Source organism: Thiomonas sp. FB-Cd, from assembly GCF_000733775.1.
In the GTDB taxonomy this organism is placed as follows: domain Bacteria; phylum Pseudomonadota; class Gammaproteobacteria; order Burkholderiales; family Burkholderiaceae_C; genus Thiomonas_A.
In genome coordinates, this window is the sequence record NZ_JPOE01000002.1 from 1,531,963 (window position 1) to 1,553,230 (window position 21,268).

19 protein-coding genes and 1 pseudogene are annotated in these 21,268 nt (G+C 61.2%); 13 read left to right on the forward strand and 7 right to left on the reverse strand.

Annotated elements, in window-relative coordinates; genetic code table 11:
• The first annotated feature begins 187 nt into the window (after positions 1 to 187).
• From CD04_RS0107510 to xth, 4 genes and pseudogenes are all read left to right on the forward strand, one after another.
• Positions 188 to 853, forward strand: coding sequence for a YqhA family protein (locus CD04_RS0107510; protein ID WP_031405534.1), 666 nt, complete (start codon positions 188 to 190; stop codon positions 851 to 853).
• Positions 854 to 928: 75 nt separating this feature from the next.
• Positions 929 to 2,458, forward strand: a complete 1,530-nt coding sequence (locus CD04_RS0107515; RefSeq protein WP_031405536.1) for a fumarate hydratase — start codon at positions 929 to 931, stop codon at positions 2,456 to 2,458.
• Between the two features lie 2 nt (positions 2,459 to 2,460).
• A pseudogene (murI, locus tag CD04_RS24125) lies at positions 2,461 to 3,153 on the forward strand (glutamate racemase); the annotation flags it as partial.
• 297 nt (positions 3,154 to 3,450) lie between these two features.
• The gene (gene xth / locus CD04_RS24130; RefSeq protein ID WP_031405537.1) at positions 3,451 to 4,227 is read left to right on the forward strand and encodes an exodeoxyribonuclease III; all 777 of its coding nucleotides are present in this window, start codon (positions 3,451 to 3,453) and stop codon (positions 4,225 to 4,227) included.
• Between the two features lie 51 nt (positions 4,228 to 4,278).
• On the opposite strand, the gene ntrC is transcribed toward xth, so the two are convergent.
• The 6 genes from ntrC to CD04_RS0107550 form a co-directional block, all read right to left on the reverse strand.
• On the reverse strand, positions 4,279 to 5,832 hold the full coding sequence (gene ntrC, locus CD04_RS0107525) for a nitrogen regulation protein NR(I) (protein WP_031405539.1): 1,554 nt from the start codon (positions 5,830 to 5,832) through the stop codon (positions 4,279 to 4,281).
• A gap of 55 nt (positions 5,833 to 5,887) precedes the next feature.
• The gene (gene glnL / locus CD04_RS0107530) at positions 5,888 to 7,009 is read right to left on the reverse strand and encodes a nitrogen regulation protein NR(II) (RefSeq protein ID WP_051849011.1); all 1,122 of its coding nucleotides are present in this window, start codon (positions 7,007 to 7,009) and stop codon (positions 5,888 to 5,890) included.
• Positions 6,999 to 7,532 carry a hypothetical protein gene (locus tag CD04_RS0107535; protein WP_051849012.1) on the reverse strand — a complete coding sequence of 178 codons (534 nt, stop codon included), beginning with the start codon at positions 7,530 to 7,532 and terminating at the stop codon, positions 6,999 to 7,001. Before CD04_RS0107535 ends, glnL begins: the two co-directional genes overlap by 11 nt.
• A gap of 213 nt (positions 7,533 to 7,745) precedes the next feature.
• Positions 7,746 to 9,161 (reverse strand): type I glutamate--ammonia ligase, encoded by a 1,416-nt coding sequence (glnA, locus tag CD04_RS0107540; RefSeq protein ID WP_031405544.1) that lies wholly within the window; start codon positions 9,159 to 9,161, stop codon positions 7,746 to 7,748.
• 176 nt (positions 9,162 to 9,337) lie between these two features.
• A complete protein-coding gene (locus CD04_RS0107545) occupies positions 9,338 to 10,123 on the reverse strand; it encodes a molybdopterin-binding protein (protein WP_031405546.1) in 786 nt (261 codons plus the stop codon).
• 47 nt (positions 10,124 to 10,170) lie between these two features.
• Positions 10,171 to 10,971, reverse strand: a complete 801-nt coding sequence (locus tag CD04_RS0107550) for an EI24 domain-containing protein (protein WP_051849013.1) — start codon at positions 10,969 to 10,971, stop codon at positions 10,171 to 10,173.
• A gap of 156 nt (positions 10,972 to 11,127) precedes the next feature.
• On the opposite strand from CD04_RS0107550, the gene CD04_RS0107555 reads away from it, so the two are divergent.
• Positions 11,128 to 12,489, forward strand: coding sequence for an aspartate aminotransferase family protein (locus tag CD04_RS0107555; RefSeq protein ID WP_038168117.1), 1,362 nt, complete (start codon positions 11,128 to 11,130; stop codon positions 12,487 to 12,489).
• A gap of 151 nt (positions 12,490 to 12,640) precedes the next feature.
• Positions 12,641 to 13,150 (forward strand): hypothetical protein, encoded by a 510-nt coding sequence (locus tag CD04_RS0107560; RefSeq protein WP_031405552.1) that lies wholly within the window; start codon positions 12,641 to 12,643, stop codon positions 13,148 to 13,150.
• A gap of 167 nt (positions 13,151 to 13,317) precedes the next feature.
• Here the strand turns inward: CD04_RS0107560 and CD04_RS0107565 are convergent, their stop codons facing one another.
• Positions 13,318 to 14,019, reverse strand: a complete 702-nt coding sequence (locus tag CD04_RS0107565) for an SDR family NAD(P)-dependent oxidoreductase (RefSeq protein WP_031405554.1) — start codon at positions 14,017 to 14,019, stop codon at positions 13,318 to 13,320.
• A gap of 173 nt (positions 14,020 to 14,192) precedes the next feature.
• Between CD04_RS0107565 and CD04_RS0107570 the strand changes: the two genes are divergently transcribed.
• From CD04_RS0107570 to CD04_RS0107605, 7 genes are all read left to right on the forward strand, one after another.
• Complete coding sequence (locus tag CD04_RS0107570) at positions 14,193 to 14,957, forward strand: SDR family NAD(P)-dependent oxidoreductase (RefSeq protein WP_031405555.1); 765 nt, start codon at positions 14,193 to 14,195, stop codon at positions 14,955 to 14,957.
• Between the two features lie 586 nt (positions 14,958 to 15,543).
• Complete coding sequence (locus CD04_RS0107580) at positions 15,544 to 15,753, forward strand: cold-shock protein (protein ID WP_031405557.1); 210 nt, start codon at positions 15,544 to 15,546, stop codon at positions 15,751 to 15,753.
• 132 nt (positions 15,754 to 15,885) lie between these two features.
• A complete protein-coding gene (locus CD04_RS0107585; RefSeq protein WP_031405559.1) occupies positions 15,886 to 16,539 on the forward strand; it encodes a hemolysin III family protein in 654 nt (217 codons plus the stop codon).
• 170 nt (positions 16,540 to 16,709) lie between these two features.
• The gene (locus CD04_RS0107590; protein WP_197033051.1) at positions 16,710 to 18,083 is read left to right on the forward strand and encodes a GH1 family beta-glucosidase; all 1,374 of its coding nucleotides are present in this window, start codon (positions 16,710 to 16,712) and stop codon (positions 18,081 to 18,083) included.
• 377 nt (positions 18,084 to 18,460) lie between these two features.
• Positions 18,461 to 19,270 (forward strand): glycoside hydrolase family 16 protein, encoded by an 810-nt coding sequence (locus CD04_RS0107595; RefSeq protein WP_231480498.1) that lies wholly within the window; start codon positions 18,461 to 18,463, stop codon positions 19,268 to 19,270.
• A 45-nt stretch (positions 19,271 to 19,315) separates the two neighbouring features.
• Entirely contained in the window at positions 19,316 to 20,260 is a 945-nt protein-coding gene (locus CD04_RS0107600; RefSeq protein WP_081857849.1) for a glycosyl hydrolase family 17 protein, read from the forward strand.
• Between the two features lie 17 nt (positions 20,261 to 20,277).
• Positions 20,278 to 21,258 carry a glycosyl hydrolase family 17 protein gene (locus tag CD04_RS0107605; protein WP_156030170.1) on the forward strand — a complete coding sequence of 327 codons (981 nt, stop codon included), beginning with the start codon at positions 20,278 to 20,280 and terminating at the stop codon, positions 21,256 to 21,258.
• The last annotated feature ends 10 nt before the right edge of the window (positions 21,259 to 21,268 follow it).

Genomic DNA, 21,268 nt, shown 5'->3' on the forward strand with positions numbered 1-21,268 from the left:
GTCAACTTGTCGGGGCCATGGCCGCTGAATTTTGCGGCACACCCGCCCTTACTTATTGTGTTTGTTCGAGATTGTGTATCGCCTGCTCTTACACGCCCCTGACGCTGCAAGGCTTGGAAAGACTCGATCGCCCGAAAATTCGACCTACTTACAATCATTCACGACTTCGTAACGGCCGGACAACGCCATGACCCAACCCAATGCACGCAGTGGACCGCCGATGATTCCGCGGCTCCTGTTCATGAGCCGGTGGCTCCAGCTTCCGCTGTATCTGGGACTCATCCTGGCGCTTGGGGTGTACGTCTTCCATTTCTGGAAGGAGCTGGTCGATCTGACCGGCGCCGCCATGGGAAACCAGGCCGCGCTCCAGCACCTGCTTGAAGCCGTTGCGGTGCGCAATCCGCTTCCACCCGAGGGGGCCCTGGCTGTTGCGTCCGCCCACGCCGCAGCCCCCAAACTCACCGAGACGACCATCATGCTGGTCGTGCTCAGCCTGATCGATGTGGTGATGATTGCCAACTTGCTGATCATGGTCATCGTCGGCGGCTACGAGACCTTTGTTTCACGCATGTATCTGGAAGGCCATCCCGACCACCCGGAGTGGTTGTCACACGTGAATGCATCCGTGCTCAAGGTCAAGCTGGCCATGGCCATCATCGGAATCTCGTCGATCCACCTGCTGCGGACATTCATCAATGCCGACGCCTACAGCGTCAAGGCATTGGTGGCCCAAACCACGATTCACCTCACGTTCCTGGCGTCCGCACTGGCCATCGCCTACACCGACCGGGTCATGAGCCGCACCATCCACGACTACCAGGCGGCGCAGGAACGAGACGCGGACAGACATTGAGGGCCGAGGAGTTCGATACGGTCCTAAGATTCGGGGATACCCTGAACTGACAATGACCTCTCGGAGACCACCATCATGTCCACCACTGTCATCCGCCAAGACGACCTGGTCGAAAGCATCGCCGCCGCCCTTCAATTCATCAGCTACTACCACCCCGCCGACTACATCAAACATCTGGCGCTCGCCTACGAGCGCGAGCGCAGCGCTGCAGCCAAGGACGCCATTGCCCAGCTACTGACCAACAGCCGCATGTGTGCCGAAGGCAAGCGCCCCATCTGCCAGGATACCGGGATTGTCAATGTGTTCCTCAAGATCGGCATGGGTGTGCGCTTCGAGGGCCTGACAGGCAGCCTGCAAGACGCGGTGGACGCGGGCGTACGCCTGGGCTACCTCAATCCGGACAACAAGCTGCGCGCATCCATCCTTGACGACCCGCTGTTCGAGCGCAAGAACACGCGCGACAACACCCCCGCCGTGCTCCATGTCGAACTGGTTCCGGGCAACACCATGGATGTAACCGTGGCGGCCAAGGGCGGCGGCTCGGAGGCCAAAAGCAAGTTCGCCATGCTCAACCCCTCGGACAGCCTGGTGGACTGGGTCCTGACCACGGTGCCGACGATGGGTGCTGGCTGGTGTCCGCCGGGCATGCTCGGCATTGGCATCGGCGGCACGGCTGAAAAGGCCATGCTCATGGCCAAGCAAGCGCTGATGGAAGACCTCGACATGAGCGAGTTGCTCACGCGCGGCGCGCGCGACAAGTACGAAGAACTGCGCATCGAACTCTACGAAAAGGTCAACGCCCTGGGCATTGGCGCCCAAGGCTTGGGAGGGCTCACCACGGTGCTCGACGTCAAGATCAAGCACTGGCCCTGTCATGCGGCGAATCTTCCCGTGGCGCTGATCCCGAATTGCGCCGCAACCCGCCACGCCCATTTTGTGATGGACGGTCAAGGCCCGGTGTACCTCGAACCGCCCAGCCTCAGCCTTTGGCCCGACGTGCGCTGGGCCCCGGACTACGACAAGAGCCGCCGGGTCGACCTCGACACCCTGAGTTCTGCGGACGTGGCGGCTTTCAAGCCGGGGGAAACGCTTTTGTTGAACGGCAAGCTCCTGACCGGGCGCGACGCAGCGCACAAGCGTATCGCCGACCTGCTGGCCCGCGGCGAGAAGCTGCCCGTCGATTTCACCAATCGCGTCATCTACTACGTGGGCCCTGTGGATCCGGTGCGCGATGAGGTGGTTGGTCCCGCCGGGCCAACCACCGCCACGCGAATGGACAAGTTCACCGAAATGATGCTGGCCCAGACCGGACTGATCGCCATGATCGGCAAGGCCGAACGCGGCCCAACCGGCATCGAGGCGATCCGTAAGCACAAGAGCGCCTACCTCATGGCCGTCGGCGGCGCCGCCTACCTGGTTGCCAAGGCAATCAAGTCGAGCCGCCTCGTCGCCTTCGGCGATCTGGGCATGGAAGCGATCTATGAGTTCGAGGTCAAGGACATGCCCGTGACGGTTGCGGTCGACTCCGAGGGCACTTCGGTGCACAAAACGGGACCTGCCGAGTGGCGTGCGCGCATCGGCAAGATTCCGGTGACCGTCGCTTGACGATGGCGCAGACCGGGGATGCCACGCCTGGGCCATCGCGTATTGGCGTCTTCGATTCGGGCGTGGGAGGGCTGACCGTCCTTGCCGCGCTGCACCTTCGGCTTCCAGGCGCCACGCTGATCTACGCCGCCGACTCGGCGTACGCACCCTATGGCGAGCGCGATCCCGCCTATGTGCAGCAGCGCAGCATCGAGCTCACACGCTTTTTGCTGGCCCACGGCGCGCAGGCCATCGTCGTGGCGTGCAACACGGCCACAGCACTTGCCATCGCCGAATTGCGACGCACCTGGCCACACGTGCCCTTCATCGGCATCGAGCCTGCCATCAAACCTGCCCTGACCATGGCACACGGCAGGCCCGTGGGCGTCTTGGCAACCCCTGCCACGCTGTCCTCACCGCGCTTCCAGGCCCTGCTGCAAGCCCACGCCGGCCGGGCTGAGGTCCTTATTCAGCCTTGCCCGGGGTTGGCTGAAGCAATCGAAACCCGTGGACCAGAGTCCGTTGAGACGACGACCCTGGTGCGGCGCTTCTGCGCGCCCCTGCGCAAAGCTGATTGCGCCACAGTGGTGCTCGGTTGCACCCACTACCCGCTGATCGCGAAAGCACTGCATGACGCGCTCGATGCGCCCGCCAGGCCGGTCAACCTCGTCGACCCGGCTCACGCCGTGGCGGCGCAAACCCAACGGGTTCTCGACACGCTGCCACGGGCAGGCGCGGCATCAGCCCAGGAACACGCACTCCAGGCGTGGACAAACGGGGATCCGATCGCGTTGGAGCGCATCGCCAAGGCCTGCGGTCTCGATGACATGATCGTGCACCCCATGCCCCCCCACGTGACGAAGGATGCGCATCACGGATCCCGTGTCCTTGCCTTCCCCGTCAGGGCAGCAGGAGGTCCTCGGATCATCCTTGACGCGATAATCGAGAACAATCGACCCCGCCCATCTGTCCCCAAGGCCTCGCGCGCGCCCATCGCCGACTCCGACCCGATGATGAAAATTGCCACCTGGAATGTCAACTCCCTGTCCGTGCGCCTGCCGCAGGCGCTGGCTTGGCTGCAAGCCCAGCAACCCGATGTCATGGTCCTGCAAGAGACCAAGCTGACAGACGACAGGTTCCCCCATGACGCGCTACGCGAGGCGGGCTGGCACGCGCAGTGTTTCGGTCAACGAACGTACAACGGCGTTGCCCTACTGTCGCGCGAACAGCCCATCGACGTCGTGCGCAACATCCCGGGCCTGCGCGATGACCAGGCGCGGGTCATCGCGGGGACGGTGGCGGGGCTACGCGTAGTCGGCGCCTACTTCCCCAATGGTCAAGAGCCTGGAAGCGAAAAATTCGCCTACAAGATGGCTTGGCTGGATGCACTTGAAACGTGGCTGCACGGCGAACTCGCCAGCCATCCGCAGCTCGTGCTCCTTGGCGACTTCAACGTAGCCCCCGAAGACCGCGATGTATACGACCCGGAAGCCTGGCGTGGCAAGATCCACTGCACCACCGAGGAGCGTGCACATTTCCAGACCCTGCTCGGCCTGGGGTTGGTCGATGCGTTTCGCTTGTTCGAGCAGGCTCCGAAAAGCTGGACGTGGTGGGACTACCGCAACCTCGCGTTTCGCAGAAATCAAGGCCTGCGGATCGATCACATCCTGGTGAGCTCGCCGCTCAAGGCGCGCGTGCGCGCTTGCACCATCGATAAGGCGATGCGCAAAAACGAGCGCCCGAGCGACCATGCCCCGGTCGTGGTGGACCTGGACTGGCCGATACCCTGACGCGGCACGCAGCGGTTCTTCGGCAAGACAGCGCGAATCGTCGCAACCCCTTCAGTCATCCAGCCCCAGATCCTGGATCTTGCGGGTGATCGTGTTGCGACCAATGCCGAGCTTGACCGCCGCCTCGATGCGGCGCCCGTGCGTGACACCGAGCGCAGCCTGAATGACGGCACGCTCGAAGCGCTGGGTCAGTTGATCCATCACTTCAGCCTGTCCTGCCTGCAGCAGTTCACGCGCAACGCGGGCAACAGCTGCCTCCCAGCCTTCCTGCGCCACTTGTTGCGACGGGCTGCCGGGTGGAGCACCAGCATCGAGTTCCGGCCCAGCAGCCTGGAGAGGGATTGCGGGCTTCTGCAACCCTGCGCTCGCGGCCGCATCGGCCTGGGCGACCTCGTCCCGTGGCGCCACGACTTGCGCCGGTTGTTGCAACGAAACCCTTGGTGCATGCCCTGGCATCTGGCGCAACTCCGGGGGAAGGTCCTTGACGTCGACCGTAAGGCCTGGCGCCATGACCGTGAGCCAGTGGCACAGGTTTTCCAGCTCGCGCACGTTGCCCGGAAACGGGTAATGCTGAAGAACGGCCAGTGCGGCATCGGACAACCGTTTGGCATCCACGCCAAGTTCGCTGGCGCTTTTCTGCAAAAAATGCCGCACCAGCAGGACGATGTCCTCGCGACGTTCACGCAACGGCGGCAGGCGCAGACGGATGACATTGAGTCGGTGATACAGATCTTCGCGAAACAGCCCCTCGCGCACCCGTTGCTCAAGGTTCTGGTGGGTTGCCGCGATCACCCGCACATGCGCCTTGATGGGGTTATGCCCGCCCACGCGGTAGAAATGCCCGTCCGATAACACGCGCAACAGGCGTGTCTGCAGCTCATAGGGCATGTCACCGATTTCATCCAGAAACAACGTTCCGCCCTCGGCTTGTTCGAACCGACCCCGCCGTGAGGTCTGAGCGCCTGTAAAGGCTCCGCGCTCATGTCCGAACAGCTCGCTTTCCAGAAGATCACGCGGAATTGCCGCAGTATTGATCGCCACGAACGGTCCGTTTGCACGCGGGCTGTGGCGGTGCAACGCCTGCGCCACGAGTTCCTTGCCGGTTCCCGATTCGCCAGTGATAAGTACGGTGACCTGTGAGGGTGAAAGCCGCCCGATGGCGCGGAACACGTCCTGCATGGCCGGCGCCTGGCCCAGCAGTTCCGGCGGCTCCAGATGTGCCTCGTCGGTGCCTTGTTCGCGCAGGCCCTCATCAACGGCGCGCTGGATCAGGTCAACCGCCTTGTCCAGATCGAATGGCTTACTCAGGTATTCGAATGCACCGCTTTGAAACGCTGACACGGCACTGTCGAGATCCGAATACGCCGTCATGATGATGACGGGCAATTCCGGATGCCTGCGCTTGAGATCCTGGAGCAACTCGATGCCGTTGCCACCGGGCATGCGAATGTCCGACACGAGGACTTGGGGTGTGTCGTTCGCCAGCGCCTCCTGAACATCACGCGTATTGGCAAAAGTACGCACCGGAAGTCCCGCCTTTTCAAGGGCCTTTTCCAGTACGAAACGGATGGATTGATCGTCGTCGACGACCCAGATGGGTTTCATGTCCGATGCCTCGCTGCCGGGTGCGGATGCGCGTGAGACGCCCTGACGGCCAACCTCAAAGCAGCGGAATGAGGATGCGGAAATCGGTTTGGCCTGGCTGGCTGTCGCACTCGATGGTTCCCTGGTGTTGTTGAATGAAGGTCTGCGCCAGCGTTAGACCCAGCCCGCTGCCGCCCTCCCGCCCCGACACCAGTGGGAAGAACATCCTGTCCTTGATTTCCGCTGGCACGCCGGGGCCGTTGTCGGAGATATGCAAGAGCAGTGCCAGGCGATAACGCTGCTTGGCCAGCGTGACCTGCCGCACGATGCGTGTTCTGAATTCGATGCGTGCATCGCCCTGCACGCATCGATCAGCCAAAGCCTGCGCCGCGTTGTGCGCGATGTTCAGAATGGCTTGGATGAGCTGCTCGCGGTCACCGCGAAATTCGGGAATACTCGCGTCATAGTCTCGGACGACCTCGAGGCCTTGGGCAAATTCGGCCAGGATGACCGAGCGCACCCGCTCGAGCACTTCATGAATATTGACATCGCCGACGACATGCGGTCGCCGATGCGGTGCAAGCAACCGGTCCACCAGGGTTTGCAGGCGGTCGGCCTCATGAATAATGACGCGCGTGTACTCCTGCAACTCGCGGCTGTCGAGCTCGCTTTGCAGCAATTGCGCTGCGCCCCGAATGCCGCCCAGCGGGTTCTTGATCTCGTGGGCCAGGTTCCGAATCAGGTCCTTGTTCGCCTGCGCCTGGTTCAACCACTGTTCCTCGCGCTCCTGGCGCGTTTGCTGGCCCAGTTCGACGAGTTCCACCAGCAGCATGCCCGGCACTTCAGTACGAGCCAGGATGAGCTGGACTTGCATGGGATCGCCAGAGTTGCGCGCGACCACCGCGCAGTCAAAGCGCTTGCTGCTGAATTCGTCCGCATGAACCTGGCGCAGCGCCTCAAGCCACAGGCCCTGGCGGGTTAACCACTGGACAAGACTCTGCCCGCGCAGATGTCGCCGCGACAAGCCCAGTGCGGCCTCCATTGCCGGATTGGCATAGAGCACGCGGCCCTGCGGGTCGACCAACGCGGCCATCGTGGCAAGCCAATCGAGTGCGGGCTGCGCAGCGAGTTCCGGAGCGGTGCCTGGTTCCTCCTGTCGAGGTGCTTTTGCTGGCTTGTTGTCCACATTACGGCCCATAGCGCTGAAGCTCCCGCTGCAGTGCCTGGATATTGGCCTCGACCAGCGTAATCTGATCCTTCATTGCGGCCACGCGATCGAGATATTTTTGCTGGTTGATGCCTCCACCCACGTTGTGCTCGCTGCCGAGATAGTCGGGATGCCCATTGTTGTAGGCCTTCTGCAGTTCCTCCAGCTTGAGCTGCTGGCTTTGAAGTTCGGCCTCCAGAATGCGGCGTGCCTCTGCGTCGCGGGCGCTTTGGGTCGATTGGCTGATGTGATCCGCGCTTGAAGCGCCGCGCGGTTCAGCAGCAGGCTTTTTCTGCGGCTGGACCGGGGAAAGCACGCTGACGTTCGCGTTGTCCACTGGCTTGCAGTTCTTCGACTTCACCACGCTGAGCATGTTGGTGTAGGAATTGTCGGGGCAGCGGTAGACCCGATTGGGGTCGGTTTCTTGCGCGTGCACGACAAGTGGCGCAAGAGCCAAGCCGGACCACACCAGACACGAGAGCAGACTGCGGCGGAAAGCTGGAAGGCAGAGCATGAATGACCTGTCAGGAAAGGTTGAGCCGGGCTGCGGTGCAGACCCCCGCGCGGCGCCTTGCGGCGAATCAGTACAGTGTAAAACTCCCCGATCGAGGCACGGCATTGCCTCCGATTGGAGACAACCACCCAAAAATGCCAAAGGGACGGCGGACCGTCCCTTTGGAATGTGCGGACCGCGTTGTCTCGTTTAACGCACGCCGGCCAGCCCGGATTACAGCGAATAGTACATATCGAATTCCAGCGGATGGGTGGTCATGCGAAAGCGCGTGACTTCTTCCATCTTCAATTCGATATAGGCGTCGATAAAGTCCTCGCTGAACACGCCGCCCTTGGTCAGGAAGGCACGATCCTTGTGCAAGTATTCCAAGGCCTGGTCAAGACTTGAGCACACGGTCGGAATCTTCGCGTCCTCTTCCGGCGGCAGATCGTACAGATTTTTACTCGCGGCCTCGCCCGGGTGAATCTTGTTCTCGACACCATCCAGACCTGCCATCAACATGGCCGAGAATGCCAGGTAAGGATTGGCGGTAGGGTCGGGAAAACGCACCTCGATACGGCGCGCCTTGTCGCTGGGCACATACGGCACGCGAATGGACGCCGAGCGGTTACGGGCTGAATAGGCCAGCTTTACCGGCGCTTCGAAGCCAGGAACCAGGCGCTTGTACGAGTTGGTCCCCGGGTTGGTGATGGCATTGAGCGCACGAGCATGCTTGATGATGCCGCCGATGTAGTACAGCGCGAACTCGGACAGCCCGGCGTAGCCGTTGCCCGCAAACAAATTCTTGCCGTCCTTCCACACGGATTGGTGAACATGCATGCCCGAGCCGTTGTCGCCCACCACTGGCTTGGGCATGAAGGTGGCGGTCTTTCCGTAGCTGTGTGCCACGTTCTGCACAACGTACTTCAGTATCTGCGTCCAGTCGGCACGCTGCACCAAGGTGGAGAACCGCGTCCCAATCTCGCACTGCCCAGCACCCGCCACCTCGTGATGATGCACCTCGACCGGCACGCCCATCTGTTCGAGCAGCAGGCACATTTCCGAACGGATGTCTTGCAGGCTGTCGATCGGCGGAACCGGGAAGTAGCCGCCCTTCACGGCCGGCCGGTGGCCCATATTGCCACCTTCAATTTTTTCACCCGAGGACCACGAAGCCTCGTCCGAATCGATCTTCACGAAGCAGCCGGACATGTCGATATTCCAGCGCACCTGATCGAAGATGAAAAATTCGGGCTCGGGCCCAAAGAACGCCGTGTCGCCAACGCCCGATGCCTTCAGGTAGGCCTCGGCCTTCTTGGCGATCGAACGCGGATCGCGGTCATACGGCTTGCCATCGCCCGGCTCCAGCACGTCACAGCTCAACAGCAGCGTGGTCTCTTCCATGAAGGGATCGATGTTGGCGGTGTTCGGATCGGGCATGAGCAGCATGTCCGAAGCCTCGATGCCTTTCCACCCGGCAACCGACGAACCGTCGAAAGCGTGACCCTCGGAGAATTTGGCCTCGTCGAAATGCGAAACCGGCACAGTGACGTGCTGCTCCTTGCCGCGGGTATCGGTGAAGCGGAAATCCACAAACTTGACGTCGTGCTCCGTCACCATGCTCATCACATCAGCAACTTGTTTGGTCATGCAAATTCTCCAGTCATGGAAATGGGTTGGGAAAATGGCGGGCTGGTTGCGACCCCTGGTGAAAATCTAGCAGAAACCATGCCACGCTCCGCGAAGGCGAAGCGGCGCCCGCCCGGAGGAAAGCGAAAGTCAGATCGGTTCAAGACCACGCCTCGAACGCACCATACCAGTGCAACTCAAATGGAGCGCACCGTTTCGGTGCGTATTTCAACCTTCAGGTCTTGCAGTCCTCTTTTCAGTGCATCGAAGGCGGGGGCGACCAATTGGGGCTCGCCCTTCACGCCGAGCTCGATGTGCCGTCCCCATTGCGGGTGGTCCACGCTGGGCAGGCTGAACACCTTTGCTCCGGCGTACTCACGCTCGATGCGCTCCATCAATGGCGTGAGGTCTGACTCCATGGCGCCCTTGACGATGAATGCGCGCTCCAGGTAACGGCCTGTCTGGTGCATATCGGCCAAGCATGTGTCCAACACCCATTCGAGCATCGGCCAGGCCATCACCGGAAAGCCCGGCACAAAAAAATGGCGCCGGATCGAAAAGCCAGGAATCTGGTTGTAGGGGTTGGGAATGATCTCGCTGCCCTGCGGAAACATGCCCATCTGAAGGCGCTGTATGCTCGCCTCGGAGTCCAGCTCTCCGAGGCCACTGGAGACAATGCGCTGCTGGATCAAGCGCTTTGCCTCGGGATGCAGGAGCAGCGGAAGGCCGAGCGCAATCGCCACGCTCTGGCGGGTGTGATCGTCGGGTGTGGCTCCAATGCCGCCGCAACTCAGCACCACGTCGCCGCGCTCGAAGCTGGCGCGCATGGTCTGTTGCAGAAGTGAAGGATCGTCACTCAGATACTGCGCCCAGTGCAAGTGCATGCCGCGCGCCTCCAGGAGTTCCTGAATCTTTGTGAAATGCTTGTCCTGCCGCTTGCCGGACAGGATCTCGTCACCGATGATGTAAAGGCCGATCGCCATGATGGGTCAAAGGACGTGGGAAGATTGGTGAGGAAAAACGGCGAAGTTCAGACGGATTGGGCGCATCCGCGCGTGGCCACCAGCGCGGCAAGAAGGTAATGCACGAACCACAACGCGGCAAAGGTCACGGCAAGAGCGTATAGCCACAAGGACAGAAGCATAAGGACCGGCAACAGCGCCAGCGCCCACCATCCCAAGCCGAACAGCAAAGTTGGCAGCATCCCCACATAGCTGCACGCGATACCCATGGCCAGCAAGGGCCAACGGTGAGCACGCAGGATCCGCCGGCGCTCCACACCGCTTGCAAACGAAGCCAACGCATCGAACGCGAACATTTTCGCGGTCATCCAACCCCAGATCAGCGGCGCAATGGCCAACCCGATCACTGGAATGATCCACAGGGGAAGGCTGACCACCAGAAGCGCCGTACCTGCCACGGTGACACCCATCGACCAGAGCAACGACTGCACCAGTTGCGTGCTCGAGCGTCGATGCAACTGCGCGTAGCGGGACCGAGCGACGAATGCCGCTGCCGAAGGCATCACGAACGCCGAAACGAGCAACAGGCTCAGCAGCAGCAGTGCCACGATGCCCAGTGCAGCCACCATCACCGACGCCAGACCTCGCTCCGGCTGCGACCAACCCAGTGCATGCAGCGTGTCAAGAAGCCAGCCCTGGGATCCAATCCAAAGGCGCGTGGAGGTCGTCCACGCATCCCAGAACAAAACATAGCCAAGCGTCCCCAGGAAGCCGGCCGCAGCCAATGGCAGTAACGACAAGATCACCATGCGCGGGCGCATGGTGTCGAGCAAAGCTCGCCACGCCGATTGAATGATGAGGTGGGCCATTACAGGCCGGTCGCAAAAGGGATGGTCATGGCTGCGATCCTAATCGCCCATCATGGCCCATGCATGGCTCCATGCCCCCATGATTTTGTGGTACTTGGACAGGCCGGCCAAGGGCAGCACAATGCGCCTTTAGACCCAAACATGATGGAGTGCACGATGGACCAGACCGAACTCACGCGCGCCAAGCACGCAGCCGCGAATATGCCAGACCTCGACGCGCTTTGGATGCCCTTTACGGCCAACCGGCAGTTCAAGGCGGCACCGCGCCTGCTTGTCGGCGCCAAGGGCATGCATTACCGCAGTCAAGACGGCCGCCAGATCCTCGACGGCGTCGCGGGACTGTGGTGCGTCAATGCTGGGCACGGGCGCGAGGAAATTACCCAGGCGATCATGCAGCAGGCACAGGAGATGGACTATGCGCCACCGTTCCAGATGGGGCATCCCGTGCAGTTCGAGGCTGCCAGGCTCCTGGCAGCCATTGCCCCGGACGATCTCACCAAGGTTTTTTTCACCAACTCCGGCTCCGAGTCCGTGGATACAGCGCTCAAAATTGCGCTCGCCTACCACCGTGCGCGGGGCGAAGGCACTCGCACGCTGTTCATTGGCCGCGAACGCGGCTACCACGGGGTCGGCTTTGGCGGCATCTCCGTGGGCGGCATGGTGGCCAACCGCAAGGTCTTCCGCGGCAACCTTCTGCCAAACGTCGACCATTTGCCGCATACGCATGACCTTGAACATCAGGCCTTCTCGCGCGGACAGCCTGCCTGGGGAGCGCATTTGGCCGATGAACTGGATCGCTTGGTGCAGTTGCACGACCCAAGCAATATCGCCGCGGTGATCGTCGAACCCATGGCGGGCTCCACCGGGGTTCTGGTCCCACCCAAAGGCTACCTGGAAAAACTGCGTGCGCTCTGCAGCAAATACGGCATCCTTCTGATCTTCGACGAGGTCATCACGGGCTATGGCCGCCTGGGCACGCCGTTTGCTGCGCAGTATTTCCAAGTCACTCCCGACATCATGACCACGGCCAAGGCCATCAACAATGCCGCAGTGCCGATGGGAGCGGTGTTTGCCCGCGAGGGCATCTTCGATGCAGTCACGAGCAATGCTGAACCGGGAGCCGTCGAGTTCTTCCACGGATACACCTACTCAGGGCATCCGCTTGCTGCAGCTGCCGCGGTGGCCGCGCAAAAGCTGTACGCCCGCGACGGACTGCTCACCCGCGTGCGGCGCGAGGGGCTTGACACCTACTGGGAAGAGGCCATGCACAGCCTGCGCGATGCGCCTCACGTCAGGGACATCCGCAATCTGGGCTTGGTCGCTGGCATTGAACTGAACTCCCGGCCCAATACTGCGGGCAAGCGTGCGTTCGACGTATTTGTCAAATGTTTCGAATTGGGCGTCCTGGTGCGTTACACCGGGGAGACCATCGCGCTTTCGCCGCCTCTGATCATCGAGCGCGGGCAGGTGGACCAGTTGGTTGAGACGCTTCGGCGCGCCTTGCTTGCCGTGCAATGAGGGGCTTCGCGCGCGCCATGCGCTGACATGGCAATTGGAGAACGGATCGATCCGGGTTCGGGGGTGAATTTCGCCCAAGGCGCGGCTAGTATGGGAGCGTGGGGCTCCACCCCTCGCTTTCGGTTTCGCCCAACTGAACAAGGAGCTTGCCATGCGACGGCTGTACTTTCTGGTTCCCGATATTGCTACGGCGCACAGCATCGTGGATGAATTGCTGCTTGCACGCCTTGCCGAAAAGCACATTCATGTCATCGCGCGTGAGGGCACGCCACTGAGCAATCTGCCCGAAGCAGGATTGGCGCAGAAAACTGACCTGATTCCCGCAATCGAGCGTGGGCTCGGATTCGGCGGGGCCACCGGCACCCTCGCGGGGCTCGTCGCGATCGCCATCCCTGGTAGCGCGGTGATTTCCGCCGGAGCGCTGGTGGTCGCGTTGGCTGTCACCGGCACAGCCCTCGGTGCCTGGATCAGCAGCATGATCGGCATCAGCGTGGAAAGCCCGCGCCTGAAGCCATACGAGCAGGCGATTGAGGGCGGGCAGTTGCTCATGATGGTGGATGTACCAGCGCCTCGCGTCAGCGAGATCGAGGCCCTGATCGCGCGGCAGCATCCCAACGCGCGCCCCGAAGGCATCGAGCCCGACATTCCGGCCTTCCCCTGAGAGCTTGCTGCCCTGCACATGCCAATGCAAAGCTGACCTCCAGCGCACCCACCTCGGTAGCCGTTGCAGGGTGGACGTCCATTGAGGCGTGCGAAGCGTTACCGCTAGGCGGCATCCCCCAGCGCTGCGCGCGGGCGTCCGCCAGAGTCCGATGGCCGAGGACGCCTTCAGAATCGCTCGACCCACGGTCGCAATTCCAGCTCCCAGGACCAGGCACTGCGGTCCTGCCGCACCAAGTGCAAATAGCTGCGCGCGATAGCGTCAGGATCGAGCATGGAATCAGGAACAGCACTTGAATCGATGCGATCGGGATGGCGAATCGCACCGTCAATCACGATATGGCCAACGTGGATACCCTGCGGCGCCAACTCGCGTGCCATGCTTTGCGCAAGCCCGCGCAGTGCGAACTTACCCATCGCAAAGGCGGCCGAATGCGGGTAGCCTTTAACGCTGGCGGATGCTCCGGTGAACAAGATGGTGCCGCGCCCACGCCTCAACATGGACCGTGCTGCCTGCTGCGCGACCAAAAACCCCCCAAACGCCGACACGGCCAGCGCCTGCGCCACGGCATCTGGCTCCACCTCCGTAATGGGGCCGCGCACGCGGTTTGCTGCGTTATAGATGACCACGTCCAATGAGGCGTCGCATGCCTTGTCAAGCTGGTTGAACAGCGCATCGACTTCCGTGCCGTCGCTCGCGTCACAGCGCAAAGCCATCGCACCAAGTTCTTGCGCCAACGCAGCGAGCCTCTCAGGGTGGCGCGATGCCAGAGCAACGCGATAACCGCCCTCGCGCGCGAAAACACGCGCCAAGGAAGCGCTCAATCCGTCGCCAGCTCCAACGATGAGGATGCAGGGTTTCGAAGACATGGCTGCGAGCTCCAGGACACGGTAGAAGGTGTCCCGACTGTAGACGATCACCAGCTCACGTGTGCTGCGACGTTGCTAAACAGACTTGCCGGCAGCGGTCAACGCTGGACACGCCAGCACGGCCCCGCAGCCCGGCGGACAATTGGTTCCTTCTCTTGACTTGGGAGTTTCGCATGAACCTGACTCTTTCACCGTCCGGGCTGCAGGGCCGCGTTGCGCTTGTCACCGGCGCCTCATCAGGCATTGGCGAGGCCACAGCCTCAATGCTTGCTCAGGCCGGTGCCAAGGTCGCCATCAGCGCCCGGCGCGCTGATCGGCTCGACGCGCTTGCCACGAAGCTTCGGTCGATGGGCGCCGAGGTCCTCGTGCTTGCCGCCGATCTTGCCGATTTGGAGGCCGCGCAGCGTGTCGTGCACGACACTGAGGCGCACTTCGGCCGGCTGGACATCCTTGTCAATAACGCGGGGGTGATGTACCTGGAGCCGATCGACACGGCCGATATGGGGCGGTGGCAGCACATGGTCCAGCTGAATCTGCTCGGGCTCATTGCCACATGCCAGGCCGCCCTGGCGGGCATGCGAGCGCGCAAGGACGGACATATCGTCAACATCGCCTCCACCGCAGGCCGCCAGGCCAATCCGAACGCGGGCGGCTACTCGGCTACCAAATGGGGCGTGGTGGGCTTCAGCGAATCCCTTCGCCGTGAGGCGTACAAGGACAACGTACGTGTCACCGTGATCGAGCCGGGCGTGGTGCAAACCGAATTGCGCGAGCACATCGCACACGCCCCAACGCAGGCAGCGATCAACGCCTGGGCTGAGGGTATGCGCCAACTGCAAAGCGAAGACGTGGCGCGCACCATCATGTTTTGCGTCAGCCAGCCAGCCCACGTGAACATCAACGAGGTGCTGATGCGTCCGACGGATCAGGAGCGCTGAGGACCCGAGCCCGGCAAACGCCAACCCCTGGCCACCGCGTCGCGTATCGCCGGCGGCGGGCAATCGGCGTGACCCCAAAATGGCGTATACCCGTCCAGCCGCCGCTCATCCGACGCCCCCGTCGAGCACACTGTGCGAAGCGTCGCCGCCCGGGCCCCAGCCCACGGCTTTCGCGGCGATGCAATCGATCAGGGCGCGGAATAACCAACAGGGGCTCGGGCCAACGCTTTGTGGCACTCGCGCAGGCGCGCAATCATTCGGGACTCACCGCCGCACAGTGCCCGCCCAATATCCCGCGAGTGATGATCGTTCGTGAGAAAGCGACTGCAGGCGCAAGCCGCGGGCTGATGCGGCAGCGCGCGCTTTGCGCACGGCCTCGCGCATGCGTGCACTTTGGGATGGTCCGCACGCGATTAGGAAACAGGATATAATGCATGCTGCAGTTACGCAAAAGCTCGTCGATTTGAAGATTTCCTGTGCCTTGTGCCACTCACGTGGCAAAGTCTGTTGAATTCCCCAAGTGATTGTCTTGCGTGTTGCTGCACTGCGTGGCATGTGCCCCGCATCACTTGTTTAAGGAACTCATATGACTACCCAAACTGGCACCGTGAAATGGTTTAACGAAGGCAAGGGTTTTGGATTCATCGCCCAAGATGGCGGAGAAGCCGATCTGTTCGTGCACTTCAGCGAAATCCAAGGCAACGGCTTCAAGACCCTGGCTGAAAACCAGCGCGTTCAATTCGAAGTCAAGCAAGGCCAAAAGGGCCTGCAGGCGTCAAACGTCCGCCTTGCCTAAGGACCCGTTCTGCTCGAACACAAAGAGCCATGAAAAACCGCAGCTTCGGCTGCGGTTTTTTTTGGTCGCCGCGCGACGGATGCATGCATGGCCACGCCGTGTGCGCAGGATTACCATTGCTGCATGGCACAAATGTCAACAGTCACTCAACCGCCACGCCCTCAGTCTTTGGGCGAGGAACTGGCGAACAGCCTGAGTCACGGCTTGGGCCTTGCCTTGGCCATTGCAGGTCTGCCGGTTCTCATCACCACATCCGCGCATACTGGAAACGGGGCGGCGGTTGTGGGCGCCTCGGTTTTTGGTGGCACCGCCATCCTCCTGTATCTGATTTCAACGCTCTACCACGCCCTTCCCCAGAGAAGGCTCAAAGAGGTGCTACAGGTCCTGGACCACGTGGCCATCTACCTGTTTATTGCCAGCACCTACACACCCTTCACCTTGGGTGTGTTGCACGGCGGCTGGGGTTGGACCCTGCTTGGACTCGTGTGGACACTCGCACTTGCTGGCGTTGTGTTCAAGATCCTCGGCGGCACGCGCTTTCCGCGAGCGTCGACCCTGCTCTATTTGGCCATGGGGTGGGTGATTTTGGTGGCGATACGGCCACTGTGGCTGCACATGCCGGCCACGGGCTTGGCCCTCTTGATTGCGGGCGGAGTCGCCTACACGTTAGGCGTCGTCTTTTTTGCACTGGATGATCGCGTCCGTTACAGCCATTTCATCTGGCATCTGTTCGTGCTTGTCGGTACCGTGTTTCACTTTTTTGCGGTGCTTCTGTACGCAGCGTGAGTGTTCACTCTGGCAAAGCGCACTTGCGCTAGGCACGCGAGGCTTCCCTACGTAGATGATCTATTGACATTGCCTAGAACTTAAATTATCTTTTTCTGAAAGCGCTTTCATGCATAGCCGCGGAGCGTATCGATTCACCCAACTCGGCAGCTTCGGCTCCAACATTACGCATGCTTGAATCCATTCCTCAAATCCACTCGACAGCGTTTCCGGAAGGTTTCATCTGGGGGGTGGCGACGAGCGCGTACCAGATTGAAGGGGCCGCGGCGGAAGACGGGCGGGGCGCATCGATCTGGGATACGTTTTGTCGGCTCCCCGGGGCCATTGCCGATGGCAGCAACGGGGATGTGGCGTGTGAGCACTATCGCCGCTGGGCCACGGATCTGGAGTTGATCGCCAGTCTGGGGGTCAACGCCTACCGTTTCTCGGTGGCGTGGCCGCGCGTACAGCCCCTGGGCGAAGGCGCATGGAACGCCAAGGGCATGGCGTTTTATGACCGCCTGGTTGATGGATTGCTCGAGCGCGGCATCGGCGCGCATCTGACCCTCAATCATTGGGATCTGCCCCAGGCACTACAGGACAAAGGTGGGTGGGCGAGTCGCGACACCGTACACCGCTTCGTCGAGTACGCCTGCGGCGTGGCCCAGCGGCTTGGCGACCGTGTGGTGTCGATCACGACGCATAACGAACCCTTTGTGCAGTCCATCCTCGGGCATGAATCGGGCATCTTCGCCCCAGGGGTGCGCGACAGGGGCGTGGCCATGCAAGCGGCACACCACCTGTTGCTCAGCCATGGCATGGCCGTGCAAGCGTTGCGCACGCTGGGCATCCGGAGTGATCTGGGCATCGTGCTCAACCTCGCTCCCATCCAGGCCGCATCCGGTGCTGCGGAAGATCGGGCGCGCGCCCATCTGGAAGACGGCCGCTTGGTGCGCTGGTACATGGACCCCCTCTTCAAGGCAGCCTATCCCGAGGACGTGCTTGCGTTCCTGGGCCAGGATGCCCCCCGCATTGAACACGGCGACATGGCCATCGTCGCCACCCCGATCGATTTCCTTGGCGTCAATTACTACTCGCGTGCCGTCTTCAGCGCATCCGGCCCCCAGGATCCGCACGACAGCGGTGCCGAGATCACCGACATGGGCTGGGAAGTCTACCCCGAGGGACTCACCGAGTTGCTGGTGCGTTTGCACCGCGATTACGCCATTCCAGCCCTGTACGTGACGGAAAACGGGGCCGCCTTCAAGGACCAACTCGTCAATGGACGGGTCCACGATACCGCACGCATGCGCTACATCGCCAACCACATCGCCGCCGTGGGCAAGGCCCTGCACCAAGGCGTGCCCCTGCGCGGCTTCATGGTGTGGAGCCTGCTTGACAACTTCGAGTGGGCAAGCGGCTATGCCAAGCGCTTTGGCATCGTGCATGTCGACTACCAAACCCAGCGCCGAACCCTCAAAGACAGCGCCCTGTGGTACCAAAACTTCCTCAGCTCACAACCCGACAAATCCGTCGCGCCGGACGGGCTACGCGCAGCGGCTTGAACCGTCCTTCGCCGATTTCCTCACCTCCCATCTCGCGACGAGCGCAAAAACCTACCCGTCCCGCTCATTGCGTCTGCACTCACCGTCGTGGAGCCATGCTGCCTACCGCTTGTTTGGTCACTTTGTGGCAATGCGCAGCAGCACTGCACAGCGCAAGTGCCGCAGTCATTCGCTCTTGCCCCAGCACCTAAACCGGAAACGGCAAGCGTTACGGCTTCGATGTCTGCCCCTGGCCAGGGTCCCCAATTGGCGTACGCAGCATGAGCAAAAGCATCGCATCGTGTGATTTCAAACCCACGGACGAATCCGAATGGACTCTGGTCTGGAGCGATGAGTTCGACGGTGACCATCTGAATCCCCAAAAATGGGATTTCGATTTGGGCAACGGCTTTTTCGCTGGAAAGGACAAAATCTGGGTTTCAGGTTGGGGCAATGACGAACTCCAGTATTACACCCGCGACCCCTCCAACATCTTCGTCCGCGACAGCGCGCTCCACATCCGAGCCCTACAGGAGTCACTGCACGGCTGTGCGTATACGTCGGCGCGCGTAAAAACGCGGCGCCACGACGGCGCGCCCTTGTTCATCAAGCAGTATGGTCGATTCGAATTTCGCGCCAAGGTACCGCATGGCAAAGGTCTCTGGCCCGCGCTTTGGCTGTTGCCGCATGAAGATCATTATGGCAGTTGGGCTGCCTCCGGCGAGATCGACGTCATGGAGATCCTCGGCGAACATCCGGAAACCGTTTTGGGAAGCATTCACTTTGGCTCCTCGTTTCCAGAACGCGAACTTGTGACGCACACGCATTCGATCCCCGATGGCGGCAGCGTCGGCGACTGGCACGTTTACGCCGTCGAATGGTATCCAGGGGAGATTCGCTGGCTGTTTGATGGGGTGATGTGGGCGAGGCAGAACTTTTGGTGGAGCTGCAGCTCCACCCGCGATGGCCAAGGGACAACGCCCTTGGCGCCCTCCGAATTGAATGCCTGGCCTGCGCCGTTCGACAGGCCCTTTTACGTCGTGATGAACGTTGCCGTGGGCGGGAATTTTCCCGGATCCCCAAATGAGCGGACCCGTTTCCCCGCCGATCTGTTAGTCGATTACGTCCGAGTCTACGACCGTGCGAAGGGCTATGAAGCGCCGAAGCCGAGAGGTGTGGGCATGCTTCCATGGGCAAAACCCCGATAAGAGCCGCATCCACGACGTCCATCCACGCCAGCCATCGGAACCACGATGTCCAAAATTCAATATCGCTGCGACGACAGCCATTTTTACCATGCGCGTTCCGGCGCCGACCCGACAATTCCCTGGGCCGCGTCGGTGCCTTCGACGCGCCAATCGCTTGAAGACCCGCGAAATCTCAAAGAGGCCTTCCGCGCGGCGCTTGACAAGGGCCTCCACGGGCTATGCTTCAGCCCCTATCTTGACGGTCAGGGCCCGGGTTCCTCGATCACCGAGCTGCAAATCCGCTCACGCCTGGAAATTATTCAATCCCACGTGCGCTGGATTCGAAGCTTCTCCTGCACCGAAGGCCACGAGGCAACGCCACGCATCGCGCATGAACTCGGCTTGAATACGCTCACTGGCATGTGGCTTGGCACCGATTCTGCCAGCAACGAGCGTGAATTCGAATCCGCCGTCGCCATCGCACGCGCTGGATACGTTGATGTGCTGGCTGTCGGCAATGAAGTTCTGTTACGCAAGGACCTTTCGGAAGACGAGTTGCTTGATTACTTGAGGCGAGCGAAGGAGGCGCTCCCCGGCATCCCAATTGGCTATGTCGACGCGTACTTCCTCTTTGAGCAGCACCCTCGTGTCACCCAGGCGTGTGACGTCGTTCTGGCCAACTGCTACCCATTCTGGGAGGGCTGCCCTCGCGATGAAGCCGTGCCCTACATGCAGACGATGTACGCCCGCGCACTAGCTGCTGCGCCCGGCAAGCCCGTGATCATCAGTGAAACCGGTTGGCCGCATCGAGGTACACCCTTCTTCGAGGCTACACCTTCTGTCGACGGCGCGATGCGTTACTTCATCGACACCCAGCAATGGGCCCGCGACCATCACATTCCCGTGTTCTATTTCGCGGCCTTTGACGAAGCATGGAAAGTTGCCGCTGAGGGGGACGTTGGCGCCTATTGGGGCCTTTGGAACCAGGATGGGCAGCACAAGTTCATCTAATTGACCACACAACACCAATGATCAAGCTCCCAACCGGCCCCGCGATCTGCTACTCCGGCTACCGTGAAGGCCAAAGCCCAGTCGAAAAGCTGTATCCATCACACGGTGAGATCGCCGAGGATCTAACCATTTTGCGGGACCACTGGTCACTCCTGCGTCTTTATGACTGCGGTGCACATGCACAGCGGGTTCTGGAGATCATTCGACGGGACCGACTTCCCTTTCGCGTCCTGCTTGGCGCCCATTTAGCCGCAGAAGTCAACAACCCCGCCTGCCCTTGGGGTGGCATGTACGCGGATCAACAACTCGAAGCCAACAGGGCCGAAAACGATGCCGAAACGCAGCGCCTCATCTCGCTAGCCACACGCTATCCCGATATCGTCTTTGCTGTTTCCGTTGGCAACGAGGCCATGGTTGATTGGACCGATCACCTTCTGCCCATCGAACGGATGATTGCCCTTGTGCGTCGCGTCAAAGCACATTTGCCTCAACCGGTCACTTTTTGCGAAAACTATATTCCGTGGCGACACCAACTCCTGGATCTTGCCGCTGAACTGGATTTCATCTCGCTGCACACCTACCCCGTTTGGGAATACAAGAACGCTCACGAAGCGATTGACTATACGCGGGAAAATTATCACAGCGTGGCAAGTCTCTACCACACCAAACCCGTCATCATCACCGAAGCGGGCTGGACAACCGGCTCCAATGGTCGTGGCATAGAACCGCACAATGCATCCCAGGCATTCCAGACCATCTATCTCGAGAAGCTGCTGGCCTGGACCCGTAACGAAAATGTCCTCACCTTCATCTTTGAGGCCTTTGACGAGTCATGGAAGGGCTCAAATGACCCCCTTGAACCTGAGAAGCACTGGGGGCTGTATACCGTGGACCGCCAACCTAAGGCCTTCATCGCGGGTTGGGAAAGCTCCAAGACCTTCGTCTCGCCCCTGCCACCGGAGTCGCAGCCGATAGCACCCAGCGCCAGCCTGGGATAGGTGGCGCCGC